At 69.3% G+C, this 19,383-nt stretch carries 16 protein-coding genes; 5 read left to right on the top strand and 11 right to left on the bottom strand.

The features are described from left to right. Positions 1–964: 964 nt before the first annotated feature. From C8054_RS02490 to C8054_RS02480, 3 genes are all read left to right on the top strand, one after another. Positions 965–1,438: a thioesterase family protein gene (locus C8054_RS02490; RefSeq protein WP_107155034.1), complete on the top strand. Its 474-nt coding sequence runs from the start codon at positions 965–967 to the stop codon at positions 1,436–1,438. After that, positions 1,435–2,802, top strand: coding sequence for a cytochrome P450 (locus tag C8054_RS02485; RefSeq protein WP_306766802.1), 1,368 nt, complete (start codon positions 1,435–1,437; stop codon positions 2,800–2,802). Before C8054_RS02490 ends, C8054_RS02485 begins: the two co-directional genes overlap by 4 nt. 81 nt (positions 2,803–2,883) lie before the next feature. Beyond that, entirely contained in the window at positions 2,884–3,849 is a 966-nt protein-coding gene (locus tag C8054_RS02480) for a DUF1702 family protein (protein ID WP_107155033.1), read from the top strand. A 716-nt stretch (positions 3,850–4,565) separates the two neighbouring features. Here the strand turns inward: C8054_RS02480 and dpgB are convergent. The 7 genes from dpgB to C8054_RS02445 all read right to left on the bottom strand — a co-directional run bounded on the left by dpgB (position 4,566) and on the right by C8054_RS02445 (position 11,596). Then, a complete protein-coding gene (dpgB, locus tag C8054_RS02475) occupies positions 4,566–5,258 on the bottom strand; it encodes an enoyl-CoA-hydratase DpgB (protein ID WP_107155230.1) in 693 nt (230 codons plus the stop codon). After that, a complete protein-coding gene (gene dpgA / locus C8054_RS02470) occupies positions 5,255–6,340 on the bottom strand; it encodes a 3,5-dihydroxyphenylacetyl-CoA synthase DpgA (RefSeq protein ID WP_233219454.1) in 1,086 nt (361 codons plus the stop codon). Before dpgA ends, dpgB begins: the two co-directional genes overlap by 4 nt. Positions 6,341–6,458: 118 nt before the next feature. Continuing rightward, positions 6,459–7,727: an MFS transporter gene (locus C8054_RS02465; RefSeq protein ID WP_107155031.1), complete on the bottom strand. Its 1,269-nt coding sequence runs from the start codon at positions 7,725–7,727 to the stop codon at positions 6,459–6,461. Positions 7,728–7,836: 109 nt separating this feature from the next. Further along, positions 7,837–9,018 (bottom strand): acyl-CoA dehydrogenase family protein, encoded by a 1,182-nt coding sequence (locus C8054_RS02460; protein WP_107155030.1) that lies wholly within the window; start codon positions 9,016–9,018, stop codon positions 7,837–7,839. A gap of 103 nt (positions 9,019–9,121) precedes the next feature. Continuing rightward, complete coding sequence (locus C8054_RS02455; protein WP_107155029.1) at positions 9,122–10,438, bottom strand: condensation domain-containing protein; 1,317 nt, start codon at positions 10,436–10,438, stop codon at positions 9,122–9,124. Between the two features lie 19 nt (positions 10,439–10,457). Then, on the bottom strand, positions 10,458–10,739 hold the full coding sequence (locus tag C8054_RS02450) for a phosphopantetheine-binding protein (protein ID WP_199199498.1): 282 nt from the start codon (positions 10,737–10,739) through the stop codon (positions 10,458–10,460). A gap of 305 nt (positions 10,740–11,044) precedes the next feature. Further along, positions 11,045–11,596 carry a dihydrofolate reductase family protein gene (locus C8054_RS02445; RefSeq protein ID WP_107155229.1) on the bottom strand — a complete coding sequence of 184 codons (552 nt, stop codon included), beginning with the start codon at positions 11,594–11,596 and terminating at the stop codon, positions 11,045–11,047. Between the two features lie 263 nt (positions 11,597–11,859). Between C8054_RS02445 and C8054_RS02440 the strand changes: the two genes are divergently transcribed. Then, a complete protein-coding gene (locus C8054_RS02440; protein ID WP_107155027.1) occupies positions 11,860–12,369 on the top strand; it encodes a helix-turn-helix domain-containing protein in 510 nt (169 codons plus the stop codon). Positions 12,370–12,525: 156 nt separating this feature from the next. Here the strand turns inward: C8054_RS02440 and C8054_RS02435 are convergent, their stop codons facing one another. Continuing rightward, entirely contained in the window at positions 12,526–13,398 is an 873-nt protein-coding gene (locus C8054_RS02435; protein ID WP_199199497.1) for an AfsR/SARP family transcriptional regulator, read from the bottom strand. A gap of 717 nt (positions 13,399–14,115) precedes the next feature. Continuing rightward, positions 14,116–15,747, bottom strand: a complete 1,632-nt coding sequence (locus tag C8054_RS02430) for an alpha/beta hydrolase (RefSeq protein ID WP_199199496.1) — start codon at positions 15,745–15,747, stop codon at positions 14,116–14,118. A 176-nt stretch (positions 15,748–15,923) separates the two neighbouring features. Between C8054_RS02430 and C8054_RS02425 the strand changes: the two genes are divergently transcribed. Next, positions 15,924–17,213, top strand: a complete 1,290-nt coding sequence (locus C8054_RS02425) for an MFS transporter (protein ID WP_158273782.1) — start codon at positions 15,924–15,926, stop codon at positions 17,211–17,213. Between the two features lie 362 nt (positions 17,214–17,575). Here the strand turns inward: C8054_RS02425 and C8054_RS02420 are convergent, their stop codons facing one another. Next, on the bottom strand, positions 17,576–18,133 hold the full coding sequence (locus tag C8054_RS02420; RefSeq protein WP_107155226.1) for a dihydrofolate reductase family protein: 558 nt from the start codon (positions 18,131–18,133) through the stop codon (positions 17,576–17,578). A gap of 125 nt (positions 18,134–18,258) precedes the next feature. Continuing rightward, positions 18,259–19,272, bottom strand: a complete 1,014-nt coding sequence (locus C8054_RS02415) for an LLM class F420-dependent oxidoreductase (protein ID WP_233219453.1) — start codon at positions 19,270–19,272, stop codon at positions 18,259–18,261. Positions 19,273–19,383 lie beyond the last annotated feature (111 nt).

Here is a 19,383-nt window from a genome sequence, read left to right as displayed (position 1 = left end):
CCGGGACGTCCCGCGATCCCCTGTCCGGCGCGCCGACCGGAGACGCGTCGCCTACCGGGCACAGACCTCGGATCGGAGGCCCGGCGCTCGCCGTCGGGCCCGGAAAACGAAAAGGCGACGTCTGCTCCGGGCGGCCCGCCGGCTCGTCGCGAGCGCGCCGACCCGGCAACCCGTGCCTCGATCAAACGCGTCGGAACGCGTCGTCGTCAGGATTCGACGCGTCGTCGCGACGCGCCCTCCCGAGGACGGGCGTTATTCAGATGAATACCCGGCACCGCATACGGTGAGCAGATTGGTACGAGCGGTTGCAGCCGACCACACGGCACACCGGAAAATCAGTCCAGTCGGCCGAAGAATGATTTCGCACTGAGCGCTCCAGTCGACTCGGTTCCACCGACGGCCCAGCACGCGGATGCACCTGCCTTACCAGCCGCCTGATTTCTTTCGAACACCTGCCTCGGGATTTCCCGTAGGACCGCACTGCGCTGCGAAACGATGTGCATTTCGCGAATGTCTCCCGTTCTGGCGACGATCGCCGTCCGTTGCGACGCGGCCGTGGGGGCCGGGTGGCGGCGGTCCGGGAACACCTCGTCGCGTTCGGCGCCGGCCGGGCCAGGATCCACCTGAGGGTGGATCGCATGCTGCGGGTCCCGCTCGCCGAGCACTGTCGCCATGATCCGCGGAGCGCTTGCCGCCCCGGTCGAGCGGGAGCAGGGCCGGCGGTCGGGGCGGCCTGTCGGCGGCGGCCCCGCTTCGCACCGAACTGCCGGAGTGCCGCACCCTCATCCCCCACGCACCTGCGGCGTACGACCCGGGCCGGCCGCACTGGCCGCCGCTCGACAGAAACACCGCCTCCTGTGCCGCTCCGCAATGCCCAAGATGAACAGCGGCACGGATCCCGTCATCGTAGAACTTGCACGCCGTGCCGAACAGCTGCGTGAATGACGCTGATGGAGGCGGCCCTGTGAGGAAGCAGTATTTCGAGTACCGACACGTCGTCGGCTTCGACGAGACCAACCTCTTAGGCACCGTTTACCACGTGAACTACATACGCTGGCAAGGCCAGTGTCGGGAGATGTTCCTTCTGGAGCACGCACCGGACGTGCTCGATGAGCTGAACGGCGATCTGGTGCTGCGTTGCGTCGAGTCCGAGGCCGAACTCCTGGCCGATGTTTCCGCATTCGACGAGGTCGCGATCCGGATGCGTCTGGAAGAGTTGACCCTGACCCAGATCCGCGTCGCCTTCGACGTGGTGCGCATGCGCGAGGGCCGGGAGGAGGTGGTCGCCCGCAGCCGTCAGCGGGTGATGTGCCTGCGGGATGTCGGGGGTGACACCACCCCGACCGAGGTGCCGCCGCAGCTCGGTTCGGCCCTGGAGGCGTACGCGGTCGCCTCGGTCGGCCACCCCGTGGGCAGCGGCACCGGGGGCCGGGCGTGAACCCGGCCGGCCCGGCAGTGCGCGGCCGGCCGTCCTACCCCGGGCCGCCACCGTGGGCGACGCCCGGACTGTTGCGCAAGCTGTGGGGTGACCGGCTGAGGTTGCTGTCCGACGCGGCCGGCGAGTACGGCGATGTGGTCCGCTTCGCGATGGGGCCGAAGACCCTCTACTTCTTCAACCATCCGGATCACGCCCGGCACGTGCTCGCCGACAACGCCGCCAACTATCACAAGGGGATGGGCCTGGCCGAGGCCCGACGCCGGATCCTCGGCGACGGCCTGCTCACCAGTGAGGGCGAGACGTGGCGCGGTCAGCGCCGGGCCATCTCGCCGGCGTTCCGCCGCGAGCGCATCGCGGGTTTCGCGGGTGTCGTGGCCGCGGCGGGCGACCATCTGACCGCACGGCTGCACGCCCGGACCGGCGACGTCGTCGACCTGTCCGAGGAGATGACGGCGCTCACGATGGACGTGCTCGGCCGGACCCTGCTCGACGTCGACCTGAGTCCGCTGAGCTTCCTCGGGCCGGCCTTCGAGGCCGCACAGGACCAGGCCATGTTCGAGATGGTCACGCTGGGCGTGCTTCCGCTGTGGTTGCCGTTGCCGCGGCACCGCCGCTTCCGGGCCGCCCGCCGCCGGATCGAGGAGGCGGTGCGCACGATCGTCAGCACCCGCGCGCCCGGTTCCGGCACGGACGGGTCCGACCTGATGTCGGTCCTGCTGCGCGTGGCCGGGGGCGAGCGGGATACCGACCTCCGCTGGCGAGGACTGCGCGACCAGATCGTCACGATGCTCCTGGCCGGGCACGAGACCACGGCGAGCACGCTCTCCTGGGCCTGGTACCTGCTCAGCAGCCATCCGGAAGCAGCCGAGCGGGTGCGCACCGAGGCGATCGAGGTGCTCGGCGACCGCACGCCCGGGTTCGCCGACCTGAACCGCCTGCCGTACACCACGATGGTCATCCAGGAGACGATGCGGCTCTACCCGGCGGTGTGGGGACTGCCGCGCCGGGCGGTGGCCGCCGACGAGATCGGCGGTTACCCGATCCCGGCCGGCGCAGACGTCATGATCTGCCCTTATACGCTGCACCGGCACCCCGGCTTCTGGGACGACCCGGATCAGTTCCGGCCGGAGCGGTTCGCGCCCGACGCCCCGCCGGTCGCGCACCGGTTCGCCTACATTCCGTTCGGGGCGGGCCCGCGGGTCTGCGTCGGAAGCCATCTCGGCCTGCTGGAGGCGATCCTCGTCGCGGCCATGGTCGCGCGCCGCTTCCGGTTCGAGCTCCCGGGGTCGGCCGCGCCGCAGCCGGAGGCCATGCTGTCGCTCCGGGTCCGCGGCGGCCTGCCGCTGCGGGTGCTCCCGGTCTGAGCGCCGGCCGCGAGCCGGTTCAGCCCGAACGCGCAGGCTGATGACAAGTGACCGCCCGACAACGACCCAGAAGGTGGGCCCATGCCAACTGTCCTCGGTTCGGTGCGCAGGCTCGTGCTCTCGCCCCAGCTCATCGACGTGACCTTCGCCAAACGAGGCTTCCCGTCCCGGCCGACCCCGGCCGCACGCCGTCTGGAGGCCGTGCCCCAGGCGGTCATCTGCGGGTTCGAGTGGGGAATCGACGCCCGCGACCAGTGGGAGGTCGAGCGCCGGCTCGACCTGGTGGACGCGGAGATGCGCGGCTTCGCGTACGAGGGGGCGACCATGGCGGCCACCGTCCTCGACGCGATGGGCGGCGGTCACCGGACCCGCGATCTGCTGCTCGGACCGGGCCGGCGGCACATCTTCCTCGCCTATATCGGCATCGGCTTCGCCATGGCCCGGCTGCCCCGGCCGCTATGGCGAAAGGTGGTCCCCGACCTGAGCGGCGACCCCTATCACCCGACGATGAGCTGGCTGGCAGTGGACGGCTACGGCTTCGACCGCGCATATTTCCAGACCAGGCGCTGGGTCGACGAGCAGAAGATCCCTGCGGCGTACGGATGGGACGGCGCCCCCGACTACTTCCTCCGCGCGATCGATCAGGGCATCGGCCGGGCCCTGTGGTTCATCGGCGGCGGCCACGCGCCCGACGTCGCCGCCGCGGTCGGACGGTTCGCCGAACATCGCCGGCCCGACCTCTGGAGCGGCGTGGGGCTGGCCGCGACCTTCGCCGGCGGAAGCGACGCCGACGCCCTGGGTACGCTGCGGCGGGCCGCCGGTGACGATCGGGGGCAACTGGCCCTCGGCACGGTCTTCGCGGTGAAGGCGCGGTCCTACGCCGGCCTGGTGCCGGACTTCACCGCCGCCGCCTGTCAGGCCCTCACCGGCCTGTCCGTCGACAAGGCGGTCGCCCTCGCCGACGACACCGCCGTGACCTCCGCGTCAGCCGAGCCCGCGTACGAGTTGTGGCGGCGGCGGATTCGCTCGCACTTCGACGACGCCTGACCGGCCCCAGCGAGCCGGTCGGCTGTTCGCTCAGCCGGCCGGCCGGTACGTCACCGGACCGTGGTCGATGACCACGGTCCCGTTTTCCTTGGCCCGTCCGGAAGAGCTGCGTGCCGCCGGGGACCCCACCAGATCGGGACGACCAGCGCCTCACCGGTAACGACCGGGGCACGCATTGCGGTCGCCGGAGAGCCGGTGGACCAGCGCCGGCTCGGGGCGGGTCGACGTGACGCCCCGGCGGCCGCCGAACCCACCCGCTGCAGGGACGAACCTGCCGCACCGGACGGTGACGAGGGGTTTGCCGCTCACCGGGTCCACCGCCACGCTCGCGAACCCGTGCGCACCGGACCCTGGTCACGGATCGCGGTGACGCTCGTCGAGGTGCGGACAGGGCCCGACACCGGCAACGGCCGACGCCGCTCGACGGGCTGCCCGGCCTGCACCAGCCGCGACCGAAGTCGCCGAGGCGGCGTGCCGGCAGGCCCGGGCCGGCAGAACGCCGTACACCGGAAGGACTCTCTGCTCGATGCCTTCACCGCACTCGGTGGTGAACTCGAGTTCACGCACCGGGTCGCCGAGCCCGGCCCGACGCCGAGAGCGTGGAGCAGCACGGTGCCGGAGGCCCGGGAGCGTTCCCGCGGGCCTCCGGCACACCGATCAGGCTGTGGCCAAGCCTCATCCCGGAGTCGCGGAGCGCGCGCCCGGGACCCGACACCTCAGGGCGCCTTCGGGGCCGACCGCCGCAGGGCCCGGTCGCAGGCGGCGAGGTGACGCCCGAGGGCCTCGTCGAAGCTGGTGGTCGCGGCATCGGCCATCAGCCGACGACGGACGGCCAACTCCGAGCCGGTCAGGGCCGCCGCCCGCGCGGTCACCGCGGCCAGGGCCTCGGCCGGGTCTTCGGTCACCTCGTCGAGCAGGCCCAGGTCGACGCCCTCGGACGCCTCGACGGGCGTGCCGAAGAGGATCGCCCGCCGCAGCCGCATGCCGCCGGCCTGCTGGACGAGCCGGAAGACAGCCATGCCGGGCCAGGTGGCCTCCCCGTCGACCGGCAGCGACAGGCGCACGTCGGGCGTCGCAATGCGAAAGTCGGTGGCCAGCAGAGCGTCCAGGGCCATGCCTCCGCAATCACCGGAGGCGATTGCGACGGTCGTCGCGCCGAGCCGTTCTAGCCGGCGCACCGAACGCTCCCACTTGGAGACCAGCGACACGTCCAGACCGCTCGTCCAGGCGGCGCCGGGCGTGCCGGACACGTACACGGGAAGGACAGCTCCGGACCGGCCGGCCTCAACTGCGGCGCAGGCCGACTCCACAGCGGAGATGTGGGCGACGGTAAGGGTTTTCGAGCCGTCGACGCGCAACTCGATGTCGCCCTCCGGGTTGCGTACGGCGAAGACGGTATCCGCTGTCACCACTGGATCAGCGCCGTCTCGATCGTGGAACCGGGACCCATGGTCATGAGCACTCCATAATCGCCCGAGGCAGTGACTTTCTCTCGCAGAAGACGTTCGTACGAGAAGAGGAACGAGCCGCTCGACAGATTGCCGAAATCACGCAGGACCCCGGTGGTGTGGCGGACGTCGTATCGACTGAGACCCAGATTCACCATCACGGCGTCGATCACCTTCTTGCCGCCCGAGTGCACCAGCCAGTGTCTGATGTCGCTGCGGCACAGCCCCGTCCCGGCCAACAGGCGATCCGTCACGAGTTCCGCGTGCGCGCCGACGACGTAGGGCACCTGCGGATCGAGGAAGAAGCTGAAGCGGTTCTGTGCTCCGTCCCAGTCGTAGCGCATGGCGTCGATCGCCTCGGGAATGAGGCAGCTGGCGAACTTGAGGACGCGGGGATGGCCGTTCGCGCCCGAGGCGTCGGAGCCGGTGCCGCCGACCACCGCGAGCGCCGCCGCGCCGTCGCCGAACAGGCTGTTCACCACGGCGGTGCGCATCGTCGCGTCGAGGGTGTACGCCGCCGAGCAGGCCTCTGTGCAGACCAGCACCGCCAGCTCACCCGGGTTGACCGCGGCCCAGCTCGACACCGCGTTCAACCCGTTGAGGCCGGCGTTGCAGCCCATTCCCACGACGTCCGCGCGGGCACAGTGTCGGTCGATTCCCAGCTCGCGGATGAGCAGGGCACTGAGGCCCGGCGTCAGGAACCCGGTCGACGTGACGCAGCACAGGTAGCGGATGTCGGCGAGCGTCGCGCCCACGTCGTCCAGGCAGGCCCGCAGCGCGCGCACACCCATGTCGATGGCCAGCCCCTTGTGCTTGTCGAGCAGATCCCCCTGCGTCTCCGACGACGGTGTGCCGTCGTCGGTCATCGGCGGCAGTGTGAGGTGACGACGCTCGATGGCGCTGTTGAGAAAGACCGACCGGATGCGGGGATCGGAGATGCCGAAGGTGTCCAGCACGTCCTGCTGCGAGTAGGACGTGGGCGACACCGCCGTGCCCACTCCGGCGATCGACGGGGCCGGCGTCCGGACGACGTCGGTGCTCATCGGCATGTGCATGCTGCTCCCCCATCTCGGCCGGCCACGAGAACCATCGTCCGGGCCTGCGCCACGACCGGTCATCTCCGGCTGTGCTGCGCCGGTGACCGGCGCCAGCCGGGTCGTGTCAAGCCGGTACATCGGCGACCTCCGTATCGGCGGTGGCCGGAACGGTCGGCCGGGTCCGCTCGCCCCACCGCGCCACGGCCGGCATCAGCAGGCTGGTCAGGGCGAAGAACGCACCCAGGAGGGCCAGGCCGGTCCGGCCGTTCTCCAGGATCGGACCGAGCAGCAGGACCGGGGCCACCGCCGCGCCAATACCGCCCAGGATGCTGCTGAAGCCGTCGTACTGCCCCTGGGCATGGGCCGGGGGCAGGCCCATGCTCAGGGCGAACCCGCCGGCCAGGTGCCAGATCTCGCCGACCGTGTGCACGCTGACGGCGGCCATGATCATCAGCAGCGCCGCCCAGGCCGGCAGCCCCGCGGCGAAGCCCAACAGGACGCAGCTGCCCAGGAAGGCCAGCCCGGCCCGCCGCCACGCGAGCCCACCCTGCCGCAGCGTCTGCACCCTGCCGCCCAGCCGTACCTGGAACGCGACGACCAGGATGGTGTTCAGCATCAACGAGGCGGAGATGACCCACCCCGGCGCGTTCGTGTTCTCGGCCACCCAGACCGGCAGCAGCAGCAGGAGCACGCTGAACTGCAGGCTGAAGGAGGCCCCGACCACCGAGTAGGCCACGAACGGCTTGTCGCGCAGCACGCCCCAGCGCAGCGACTCGTGCGGGACCGGCAGCGGGCCGTAGCGCGGCATGCCGCGGTGCAGGATGATCCAGGCACCGATGAAGGTCAGCCCATTCACCACGATCGCCACGTGGTAGGCGGTCGGCGTGCCGACCTGGATCGCGATGCCGGAGCCGGCGAAGCCGAGCGAGAAGCCCACATTGGTGATCGCGTGGGTCAACGAGCGGAAACCGGCCGCGCTGTCGTCGGCCACCCGCCGCAGCAGCGCCCCTTCGGCGTTGATGATCGCCCGCCCGGCCACCATCTCGATGGTGACAACGACGACGAAGGTGGCGAAGTTGGTGATGAAGAGCAGGCCGATCGTCGCCGCGCACTGCACCAGCAGCATCGCCTTGATCATCCCGAGCGGGCCGCGCCGGTCCGCCAGGTCACCGAGCGGCATGCCGGCCACCAGGGTGATCGCCGAGGCGATGGTCAGGCCGAGGCCGACCTCGATGGCCGACAGCTCGACCACCCGGATGAGGTACAACGGCAGGCTGACCATCAGCAGGCCGGTGCCGATGGTGTTGATGAGCAGGGACAACGCGTACACGCGTCGAGGGCCGGGCTCCGGCATCGTGGAGCCGAGTGCCCGGACCGGGTTCAACCGCGGCACAGGTCCACCTCCGATCTGTTCGTTGTTCTCCGGTCGGACCCGATGGAACGGGTCACGCCCGGTCGCATGTCCGTCGATGCGACCGGGCGTGATGGTGCCTCGCCGGCTCCTAGATGTAGTTCGTGTTGGGCTCCAGGCCACAGACGATCCGGCCGTACAGCTCGAAGTTGGTGCTGGGGTGCAGGATGGCGTGCAGATTGAGCGCCTGGACGTCGCGCTGGACGCGCTGGATCGCGACGTCGCGGTAGATGGAGGAGCCGCCGCTGGCACCGGCCAGCACGTCCACGGCCTCCTTGGCCCGCCGGCAGCAGGCGCCCAGGTCGAGCCGGATGCGGGCCCGCTCCTCGAGCGTCCACTGCTCGCCCGCCCGGCCCTTGGTGTCGATCAGGTCGGCCGCGCGGTGAGCGTGGAACCCGACCTCGTCGATCTTGACGATGGCGTCGGCCAGCTCGAGATGGGTGATCGGCGCCTCGGCCTGGTTCTCGTAGGCGGTGTAGGTGATCTTCCGGCCGGGCAACCGCTCGAGGAAGACGTCCCTCGCCCCCAGGGCCAGGCCCAGCGCCGGCGCGCTGACCGTCGAGCACGCGGTCGGCATGAACGGGGCCTGGAAGATCGGGGCGTCGGCGTTCAGCTTGGAACGGTGCTGCCCCTGCAGCACCGGCCCCATCTGCAGCACCCGCTCGTGCGGCACGAAGACGTCCTGAGCGATGGTGGTGATGCTGCCGGAGCCGCGCAGGCCCGACGTGTGCCAGTCATCGATGATCTGCAGGTCGGCGATCGGCACGGCGATCATGATCGGGGCGAACCCGCCGTCCCCGGTCGGCGTGACCGCGGCGTTGGTGTTCCACGTGCTCTGCTGCGCCCCGGAGTTGAACGACCACTTGCCGCTGACGAGATAGCCGCCGTCGGTCGGCACGGCCATCGCGCCCGGGCTGAGGATGCCGCTGATCCGCACGTCCGGCGTGGCGAACACCTCGTCCTGCACCTCGTCCGGGAACAGTCCGGTCATCCAGGTACTGATCTGCCACACCGCGACCGTCCAGGCCGTCGAGCCGTCACCCCGGCCGAGCTCGGCCAGCACGTCGACCACCGTGCGCATGTCGCTCTCGTAGCCGCCGTAGCGGACCGGAACCCGCATCTTCAGCAGGCCGGCGTCGGTGATGCCCGCCAGCACGTCGTCGTGGATCCGCCGGTTCTCCTCCATCCACTGTGCCTTGTCCCGCAGCAGCGGGACGAGTTCCGAGGCGCGACGGACCAGCTCCGCACGGGGCGGCGCCTGAGTGATCTCCATTGTGCTTCCTCCTTGAACGCCGTCCTGACCGAATCGCGTGCCGTGAACGCTATTGACCACGGCAGACCAGCTCCTCTCGTATCGTGCGGGCCTGGTGCCGGTGTCACGCCCGTCGGACGTCCCGGACAATCCGGCCGAACTCCTCGGCCATCGACACGATGGTGTCCTCGCGGAAGAGATTCCGCTTGTAGGCGATGGCGCCGATACCGTCGCCGGACGGGTCGATGTTGATGTCCCAGAGCGCGCCGTCGGGTATCGCCGACGCGAGCTCCTGCGATCTCAGCAGCCGGGTGATGCGTACGAATTTCAGATCGCCCGGCGCGTCGGCCACCGAATCCGTCGGGACACTCTCGAACACCATCGCGGTCGCGTTGTCGGTCATGACCGTCTCCATCAGCTGCGGCGCCTCGGCGAAGATCTGCATGGCCGGGATGTCGTGCGAGAAGGCCTCGAGACAGGATCGCCGGACCCGCTGGAGCACGTCCAGGTACGACGTGCACCCGGTGAGGTCCGTCCGCAGCGGCACGAAGTTGTAGAGCGTGCCGACGGTCTCGTCGAACTGCCCGTCGCCCCGACCGGGGGTGAAGGTCGCCATCACCACGTCCGTGGCGCCGGTCAACCGCTGCAGGAGCAGCTGGTAGGCCGCGGCGATGGCCATGAAACGGGTGGCGCGATTCGACCGGGCCACCCGGTCGAGGGCGGCCATGGCATCACCCGGGATCAGAAAGCGGTGCCGGGCCGTCGACACGGGGAGGCCGGCCGAGCGCGGCATGTCGGTCGGGATCGCGGTGAATCGGGCGCCGTCGAGCCGGCGGCGCCAGAACTCGCGGGCCTTGGCCGACGCGGCGGCCTCGTGCTCCCAGACGCCGTACTCGCGGTACTGCGGAGCCACCGGCAGGTCCGCACCCTCGTGCCCCGTGCGGGCGGCGTAGTAGTGGGCCAGGTCACGAACGATCAGCGCCATCGACTGTCCGTCCACGCTGAGGTGATGCGCCATCAGCACCAGCACGGAGTCCTGGCTGTCGAAACGGGCCAGCACGGCCCGTAGGAACGGTGCCTCCTGCGTGCCGATCGTCCCCGCCTCGACCTCGTGGATGAGCGTTTCCGCCCGATCCGCGCGCGATGCCACCGCGACGTCCGGCAGGTCGAGGACGTCCAGCCGGACCGGACTCGGCGGCAGAATCTCCTGGTGCCGATCATCATCCGGCCCGCCGATGCGCGTCCGGAGCGCCTCGTGTCGCCGCACGACGTCGAGCAGCGCCTCGCGCAGCGCGTCGACGTCGATCGGGCGCTTCCCGGTGACGCGCCATCCGACGACCACATGGTTGCGGCAACCGAAGGGGCCGTCGTCGCCGCCGGCGTCGAAGAGGCTGTTGAACTTCTGATTCAGGGACAGCGGAGCCACATCGGTCGTCATCATGCTCGTCTCCCGCGGATGCTCAGTCTCGGAGGTAGTCGTCCAGCTCGGCGACGGTCGGATAGTCGAACAGCTCGTCGATCGACAGCTCCCGCCCCAACTCCTTGGCGATGAGGTTGATCAGCCGGACGCCATTGAGCGACTGGCCGCCGAGGTCGAAGAAGCTGTCGTCCAGCCCCACCCGGTCCACGCCGAGCGCCTCGGCGAACAACCGGCACAGGGCTTCCTGCCGGCGCGTGCCGGGTGCCCGGTAGGCGGTGGCGGCGGTGAAGATCGGCTGTTGCTGAACAGAACCGGGATCCATGGCTGTTCTCCGTTCGCGAGCGCGGGCGACAGTTTCCAACCTCATCGCTGGCCCGTCCCGCCGCATCTCCGGAATTGCGCCCAGGTCTCATCGCAATGCGGGAGGTGGCACGCCGGCCGGGCCCGGACGATCCTCGGCTCCTGGTCAACCTCGGGAGAGCGGGACATGACGCAGCAGGGCCCGAGCACCGTCGGACGTGCGCTCAACGGCACCGAGCAGGTGAATCCGCCCGACCTGCGACCCGCAGAGACAGGTCCGCCGGCGCCGGCACGCAATTGCGTGCCGGCGCCGGCGGATTTCTCGTCCTACTTTGCCGGCTCGTATCGCATCGCCGTCGCGCCGGATTCCCAGTCCGTCTTCCCCGTGAACCTCACGTCGAGCGGCTTCGGCAGACCGGCGAACAGGTAAGGCCCCCGGCCCGCCAGGCGGGGGTGGACCACCAATTCGTACTCGTCGATCAGGTTGAGCTCCGCGAGGGCCATCGGGAGTTTCACGCCGCCCACGAACAGGCCGTCGCCAGGGCTCTGCTTGAGTTTCTCGACGGCCTGCCCCAGATCACCACGCAGGATCTCGGCGTTCCAGTCCACGGTCTTCAGTGAATTCGAGACGACGTACTTCTTCGCCTTGTCGATTGTCTGGGCGAAGAGCCTCGTCTCTTCCGGGAGCGATCCTGGATTCGCCGCCATGGGGCGCCAGGCCGACTCCATCATCCCGTAGGTGACCCGGCCGAAAATGAGAGCATCGGCGCGGGCGAGGCTTTCCGCTCCGCGGCGATGCATCTCCAGATCGCCGTCCATGGCGCTGTGGTCGCAGCACCCGTCCAGAGTGACGTGGATCGAATAACGAAGAGGTCGCATCGGATCAGCATAGCAACCGGTGGTAGTTTGCAAGCGGTTCGCCGCGCCTCCACTGGCGCGAAGGAAGCGGCAGGCGAACCACCTGCCGTCCACGATCGAGCCGCCGGCGCCCGTCCCAGCGGTCGCCGGGGACCCCGGCATCTCGTCGCTGTGGCGTCGGTCGATCCGCGCGCTCGTCGGCCTCACTGTTTTCCGGCCTGACCACGGAGTGGCAGCGACCCGAGGACGTTGCCACGACCGACCGCGACGTACTCTCAGATCCGATGAGCGACGGACAAGAGGTGGCGTACCGCTCGGGTTGCCCGATCAACCTGGCGGTCGAGGTGCTGGGCGACCGCTGGTCGATTGTCGTGCTGCGGGACGTGATGTTCGGCGACCGGCGCTACTTCCGCGAGCTGCTGTCCGAGTCGGAGGAGGGGATCGCCTCCAACATCCTGGCCGACCGGCTGCGACGACTGGTCGCCAACGGCCTGCTCTGGCGAGCGGGCGACGAGACCCACCGGCAGAAGATCCGATACAGCCTCACCGCCGTCGGCGTGGATCTGGTGCCCGTGATGGCGGCGCTCGGCACCTGGGGCCGGCAGCACATGCCCGCCGCCCCCGAGCTCTCGGTCCGCGCCGAGCTGCTCGAACGGGGCGGCCCCGAACTCCTGGAGCGCTTCATGGACGAACTGCGCGAGCGGCACCTCGGCATCCCGCGCCGGCCGGGGACGCCGTCGGTTCTCGCCGAGCTCCGCACGGCGCACGCGACCGCGTCCGACCTGCAGGCCTGACGCCGACGGCGGCGGTTCGGCGACCGAGAGCAACGTCCGAGATGGACGGCGGCGCGGCTCCCCTCACCATGATAGTTACCCGATGTGCCGAACACCTGACTGAGCGACACCGACAGCCCGCCGCTGCGCACGCTCGCGACCCGAGCCCCGGACCGGTCAGTCCGACTCCGGGACGTCGACCGGCCGCTGCGGATGCGCCCGTCCCGACCGCCGGCCGTGGACCGGCTTCACGACGAACCAGGCCGGCTCGGCGTCCGGGTCACCCGCCAGGATCGCCTGATGCAGCCCTTGCAACCGCGGTCCCGGCTCGACTCCCAGCTCCTCGCGCAGCACCGTACGCATTCGCCGGAACGCCTCCAGCGCATGTCCGGCCCGGCCGGAGCGGTAGAGGGCGGCCATCAACAGGGCGCAGAAGCTCTCGTTCATCGGATAGCGGTCGACCAGCATCGTCAGCTCCGCCAACAGGTCCGCGTGGCGGCGGAGGATGAGGTCGGCCTCGATCCGGCGTTCCAGGGCACTCAGCCGCGTCTCCTCGAGTGAAGCCACCTCGGCCCGCAGCACCCGCCCGACCGGCAGATCCACCATGGCCGGCCCGTGCCACATCGCCAGCGCGATGCCGAGCAGCTCGGAGGTGCCGGCCGGGTCGCCGGCTTCGGCGGCCCGTCGACCCTCCCGCACGAGACCGCTGAACTCCGCGACGTCGGTGGCACACAGTTGCGCATCGAGCTGGTAGCCGGCGTGCTTGGTCCTGAGCAACTGCCGCGCCCACCCGCGGTCCCCGGCCGCCTCACCCAACCGGCCCCTGAGCTGCAATATGTAGGTCTGCAACGTGGTCGCGAAGCTGCGTGGCGGCGTGTCGCCCCACAGCTCCTCGACGAGCGTCTGGACGGTCACCACCCGGCCCGCGTTGAGCGCGAGCAGTACGAGGATCTGACGCTGCTTGGGCGCGCTCGGCATCACCGGCTGATCGTTCAGACACGCGGACACCGGGCCGAGTAGTCGCAGGGTGACCGTTTTCTTGTCCATCATGCCGCTCCAGTGGGCTTGACCCGTTTCGACGGACAGGGTCGATGTGTTGATCTAACCAGGCTGCCCGGACCGCTGGTAGAAGTTGCGAACCGGTGGCTTCGAGGGCGGCGGAGCCGAGGTGGTCCAGGGTCGAGTATCGACGACGGGCGCCGTGCCGGCCCATCGACGTACCCAGATCTGGCCTGGCGGGCGGCGTGCTGGGAGGCCCGTGGCCGGCGGTGCGGCAGTTCTGCCCCGATGGCGGAGAAGATCGTTTCGGCGACCACGTCGTCCCGGCACCGCCCGCGCCGTCCGACGGGCAGGCGGATGCCGTGACGTGACGCGAGGCGGTCGTGCCGGGCGTCGGTGTGCTGCCACCACGGTCCGAGTGGAAGACCGGCCCACGCCCGGGTCGTCGCCGGAGGAGGGCGTCGATGGGAGCAGCGCTGACCGGCTCGGTTCTGAGGTGCTCGGTGCTGGCCCGGCCGACGATGCGCCGTGACGCCAGGTCAGCGGCGCACACCAGCCGAACCACGTGTGCACGGCCGCCCCGCACGCCGGCATCGGCGAGCCGCGGACTCGCCGTCCGCGGCGGAGCCACCGTTCACCTCGCCACGATCACCGAATGCGGTGACCGACTTCGACACCGGCCCTGGTGGGAACATGTGCCCCGGGATGCCCGGCGAGGCACCGTCGGCAGCATGCCCCACAGGGCCACAGAACGTTGACGGGCAGCCCTCAGCGGCGTACGGCGGACAGCAGCGCGCGCATCGCCGGACTGCCGGCCGGCATCGTCGTCCGCGCAGACGGTGCGGTCGGATCGGGCTGAGGCAGGGCCTGGCAGGTCGCGTCAGGTTGGTTGCCGGGCTTGCGCGGCGGCAGCTTGCCCGTCGCGAGATAGTCGGCGATGGCGCTGGTGAGGCACGGGTTGCCGTTGAACGAATTGACGTGCGTGGTCTGGCCGACCTCCGCCAGCAGCGAGCCGTTCGGGAAGCGACGCCGCGCCTCGAGGCTGCCCTCGAACGGCGTGACCGCGTCCAGCGTGCCGCCGACGAACAGCACGCTCCTGACCTTCGCACCGTCGACCTTCACCGGCTCGGAGACCCGGCCGGGCCAGAAGAGGCACGGCGCGTTCGACCAGGCGTTGTACCAGGTGGCGAACGGTGCGCTGCGGAACGTGCGCCAGTTGTCGCGCCGCCACGTGTGCCAGCTGCGCGGCCACCTGACGTCGGTGCACTGCACCGCGTTGAAGGCCGCGAAGACCTTGTCGTCGGCCGGGCGGAAGGAACTCTCGTACGCCTCGACCAGCAGCTCGGCGTCGGGGTCGTTCACCGAACTGGCGAACCACTCGGCCAGGGTCGGCCACATGAACTGGAAGTAGCCGGCGTAGATGAAGATGTCGGTGAACTCGGCAGGTCCGACGACACCGCCGGCCGGCGCCGTACGCAGCTTGCTCCGCTCCGCGTACCAGCGGTGTCTGACCTGGTCGGTGGTCCTGCCGAGGTGGTAGACGTCGTCGAACCTGGCCACCCACGTGAACCAGAGGCGCAGGTTGCGTTCGAAGTTCACGTCCTGGGCGAGAGCGGCCTGGTACCAGACCTTGCGCGGGTCGATGTTGCTGTCGAGCACCATGCGGCGCACCCGCTCCGGGTACAACGTGCCGTACACCTGGCCGATGTAGGTGCCGTAGGAGATGCCGTACAGGTTGATCCGGTCGAGACCGAGCGCCTTGCGGATCGAATCCACGTCCATCGCGGTGTCCCGCGTGGTCATGTGGTCGAGCAGCGCGCCGCCGGCCGCACCGCAGGCGTGGGCGTAGCTTTTCGATCGCCGGAGCCAGGTCCGCTCGAGGTCCCGGCTGAGCGGGACGTACTCCGGACGCGGCGGGTCGAAGTACTCGCTGTCGCAGGACAGTGCGGGCACACTGGAGCCGACGCCCCGCGGGTCGAAGCCGATCCAGTCGTAGGCGGCCCCGACGGCGGTGGGGACGCAGTCCGACGATGTGCACAGCCCAGGATTACCAGGGCCACCCGGAAGACCCAGAATGACGCCTCGGTAGTCCTTGGCGACTACCGTCGACCTGATCCGAGAGACGGCTATCTGAATCTTCCTGCCGTTGGGCTTGCCGTAGTCCAGCGGCACGTCGAGCAGGCCGCACTCAGCGCCGGTCCCGTGCGGCTCGGGCCCCCCACAGGGCTCCCACGCGATTCTGGCGGCCCGTGCCGTTTCCGCTTCGGTTCCCGCTGCGGCGCCGCTCGCCGCAGGTGCGACCGCCACCGTCGCCGCGGTGATGAAGAGGGCGAGGCCCTTCACGATCTTCCGGTCCACAATTCCCCCTACTGCGACATGGCACCCGCCCGGATCGAGCACGACTCATCTCTGCGCCCGATCAGGACCACGGTAGGCCGCGCAGAAGGTAAGCGCTGCTCGCAGAATGCGGCGAGGCGAACTCCTGGCGAAACGGCACGTCGAAACAAGAGCACCCTGAGAGTTGATTTCGACGCCAAAGTCCAGCAAGGATGATCTCCGCTGCCGGACGGCGAGGAATGGGTGGTTACGAGGAGCAGTGGTACTCCATGCCGAGGTTTGACCCGATCAGGGAAGTCAAAGCACTCATCCCCGAGCCCGGACCAAAGCGCGTGTATGCGCTGGCAACCTTCATAAACATGTTCGGATTCGGGCTGCTCGTCGTGAGCATGAGCCTGTATTTCACCCGGATCGTGCAACTACCCGCCTCGCAGGTGGGCGCCGCGCTCACCATCGGGGTCGCCATCAGCCTGGTCAGCGGTGTCCCGGTCGGCAACCTGGCCGACCGGTGGAGTCCGCTGAAGACGGTCAAGGTCATGCTGCTGATCCAGTGCGGTACGGCGATCTACTTGATCTTCATCACCAGTTTTACCGACCTGGTCATCGCGGCGACCCTCGACATGCTGGCCATGAAGGCGTCGATAGCGGCCAGCGAATCGCTGCTGCGCCGGGTGGCCGACGAGGACGCGATCAGCTTCCGGTCCCAGACGCACGCGATCCAGTACCTCGCCATGGGCCTGGGGACCGCGGGGTGCGGCGTCGTGATCCAGATCGGCACTCCTACCGCATATCACCTGATGATCGTCCTCGACGCGCTCAGTTTCCTGGGCGCCCTGCTGGTCTTCACCCGGCTGCCGTCCTACGAGCCGCTGCCGAAGCCGCCCACCGCGCCACGCTGGGGCGTGTTCGCGGACCGGCCCTTCGTCGCGTACACGGCGGTGGCCGGCGCCATGAATCTCCAGCTCTTCATGATCAACATGCTGTTGCCGCTCTGGGTGGTGGACGCCACCGACGCTCCATCCTGGTCGGTGGCGCTTTTCTACCTGCTCAACAACGTCCTGATCGTCATGTTCCAGGTCCGCATCGGCAACCGGGTGAAGACGATCCGCCAAGGCGGCGTGGCGATCCGGCGCGCCGGGGTGATCCTCCTGTTCAGCTGCTCCGCGATCGGCTTTGCGAACGGACTGCCCGGCTGGGCCGCGGCGCTGCTCCTGACAGCGGCCGTCTGCGTGCACACCTACGGCGAACTGTGGTACATGGCGGGCTCGTTCGCCCTCAACTTCGGTCTGCCTCCGGCACACGCACAGGGCCAGTACATGGGCTTCCTCGGGGCCGGCGCCGGCATCGGCGAGGCAATAGCCCCGTTTCTGTTTCTCAGCCTCATCCTGACCCTCGGCCGGCCCGGCCTGATCGGGATCGGCGTGTTCTTCGCCCTGGTGGGCCTGGTGGCACCGGCCCTGGCGCGGTGGGGCGAGCGGACCAGGCCCGCGCGGGAGGAGCCGATGACGCGGGAGGGCGCGCCGGCATAGCCCCACCGGCGGTGGCAGCAGCAGGAGTCCGGGGACCGGACACCGCGCGCAAGGAGAACCACCGGCGACCGGATACGTCGGGCAGGCCATTCAGATCCGGCCCCGGGCTGTAGCCGGCCGGACGCCAACGAGTCCCCGGCATGTCGATCCCGTGGCTCATCGGACCGGGACGACTCCACTATGGAGCGCCCTGGAAAAGCCGGTCGGGCTCGTCCCGCTCCGGACCGGACTCACCGGTCGCATCCACACGCCTCTGCCCTGCGGTGTGGGTTACGCCGATCGCGGCACACCTCAGGCCGCCGCTCCTCCCCTGCGGAGAGAAGCGGCGGCCATGTGCTGCTCGCAGCGAGGAATTCGGTGATTCAGCGTGCGCGGCGGTAGTGCATCAACATCACGCCGTCGCAGAGCGGCTTGGCCGAGAGCAGCTCGAGCCGACGAGTGGCGGGCAGCCCGCCCTGATAAAGCGTCGGGCCGTGACCGGCGATCATGGGATGGATAAGCAACTTGTACTCGTCGATCAGGTCCAGCCGGTCGAGCTCGGTCGCGAGCTTGCCACTTCCGACCAGGATCCCCTCCGGGGTCGCGTCCTTGAGCTTCTGCACACCCTCGCGCAGATCACCGGTGATGTGGTGGCTGTTGTTCCACGGGAATTCCGTGCGCGTCGACGACACCACGTACTTGGGTAGCGCGTCCAGCTTGAGCGCCCACTCACGATTGGACTGCGGCGCCTCCACGTCACCGCGGGCGACGGCTGGCCAGTAGCTCTCCATCATCTCGTAGGTGACACGGCCCCACAGCATCCCGCCGCTCTCGTCTATGAGGCGGGTGAAGAAGGCGTGCGTCTCGTCGTTGCTGACCCCCTCTTCGTGGTCGACGCAACCATCCACAGTGACGTTCATGTTGAAGGTGAGCAATCCCATGGCCGGAGAGTCTAGCGCCATCACGGCGTCGGGACGCACCATCCGTAGCGTTTCGCTGCGCTTGACATGACAACTTGACCGAACATCACGCGATGGCGTGACAGAAACTTCTTCGGCTGTGGCCGTCAGGCGAGTTCCGGAATCACCTTGTTGACGAACATGTCGAGGCTGGTCCGGTCGTAGGCCGCGTCGACGAATCGGACGATCAGATAACCGAGGCCCGCCTGGCCGGCCTTCACCAGCCGCTCGACGATCTGTTCGGGCGTGCCCACCAGGCCGGGCGCGCTGTAGCGCATGAGGTGCTCGAGCTCTTCGGGCGGCAGCAGCGGCTCGTAGTGGGCCCGGGTCCAGGCCATCTTGTCGGCGACATCCTTCTCGGTCTCACCGATGGTCACGTTGAGGGTGGTCGACCGGACGATCGCGTCGAAGTCGGTGCCCACATCCTTACAGTGCTTGGCCAGGACCTGGGACTTGTGTGCGAACTCGTCCAGCAACACGCCGAAGTGCGCGTACTGCGCGTACTTGGCCGCGATCCGCAACGTCTTCTTCTCACCGCCGCCCCCGATCCACAACGGGATTCCGCCCTCCTGCGCCGGCAGCGGCCGACAGAACGCCCCGTCGACCTGGTAGTGCTTCCCCTTGAGGGTGGCGGTGCCGGTCGTCCACATCTGCTGCATGATCTGCACCCCCTCGTCGAGCATGCCGAGTCGATCGGCGACACCGGGGAAGCCGTAGCCGTACGTACGCCATTCCTCCTCGAACCAACCGGCGCCGATGCCCATCTGCAGCCGGCCACCGGACATGACGTCGATGCAGGCCGCCATCTTGGCCAGGTGGGCCGGATTGCGGTAGCCCATACACGTGCAGAGCTGCCCCAGCCGCACCCGCGACGTGCAGACGGCGAACGCCGCCATCATCGACCACACCTCCCACACTGATTCATCAGACGGTGGGTAGGTCAGGACATGGTCGGCCATCCAGATCGAATCGAACGGCCCGGCGTCGGCGGCCATGGCGAGGTCGCGTATCGAATCCCACTGCTCGGCCGGCGGGATGCCGACGAGCTCGAACCCGCTGCCCTGGGGTATGGAGAGACCAAATTGCATACGTCGAAGGTTACGGGCCACCGGGTACGTCATCTTCTCGCATCGTGCCGGTCGTCCTGGGTGCGGGGAGCTCTGGCGCGGGGTCAGCAACTCGGGAGGTGCGTGGCCGACGGGGTGGGGTGATCCTCGGGTTCTGGCCGGTGT

Origin of the sequence: Micromonospora sp. RP3T (assembly GCF_003027925.1) — a bacterium.
In the GTDB taxonomy this organism is placed as follows: Bacteria; Actinomycetota; Actinomycetes; order Mycobacteriales; family Micromonosporaceae; genus Micromonospora.
The sequence above is the reverse complement of the archived record's forward strand: the minus strand, read 5'-3'. Positions and strand labels throughout refer to the sequence as shown.

Excerpts from the sequence above, each read along its gene's own strand:
- C8054_RS02460 (WP_107155030.1), bottom strand. The coding sequence starts at position 9,018 with ATGGAGATCACTCAGGCGCCGCCCCGTGCGGAGCTGGTCCGTCGCGCC.
- C8054_RS02450 (WP_199199498.1), bottom strand. The coding sequence starts at position 10,739 with ATGGATCCCGGTTCTGTTCAGCAACAGCCGATCTTCACCGCCGCCACC.
- C8054_RS02435 (WP_199199497.1), bottom strand. The coding sequence starts at position 13,398 with ATGATGGACAAGAAAACGGTCACCCTGCGACTACTCGGCCCGGTGTCC.
- C8054_RS02455 (WP_107155029.1), bottom strand. The coding sequence starts at position 10,438 with ATGATGACGACCGATGTGGCTCCGCTGTCCCTGAATCAGAAGTTCAAC.
- dpgA (WP_233219454.1), bottom strand. The coding sequence starts at position 6,340 with ATGAGCACCGACGTCGTCCGGACGCCGGCCCCGTCGATCGCCGGAGTG.
- C8054_RS02480 (WP_107155033.1), top strand. The coding sequence starts at position 2,884 with ATGCCAACTGTCCTCGGTTCGGTGCGCAGGCTCGTGCTCTCGCCCCAG.
- C8054_RS02440 (WP_107155027.1), top strand. The coding sequence starts at position 11,860 with ATGAGCGACGGACAAGAGGTGGCGTACCGCTCGGGTTGCCCGATCAAC.
- C8054_RS02415 (WP_233219453.1), bottom strand. The coding sequence starts at position 19,272 with ATGACGTACCCGGTGGCCCGTAACCTTCGACGTATGCAATTTGGTCTC.
- C8054_RS02420 (WP_107155226.1), bottom strand. The coding sequence starts at position 18,133 with ATGGGATTGCTCACCTTCAACATGAACGTCACTGTGGATGGTTGCGTC.
- C8054_RS02445 (WP_107155229.1), bottom strand. The coding sequence starts at position 11,596 with ATGCGACCTCTTCGTTATTCGATCCACGTCACTCTGGACGGGTGCTGC.
- C8054_RS02425 (WP_158273782.1), top strand. The coding sequence starts at position 15,924 with ATGGGTGGTTACGAGGAGCAGTGGTACTCCATGCCGAGGTTTGACCCG.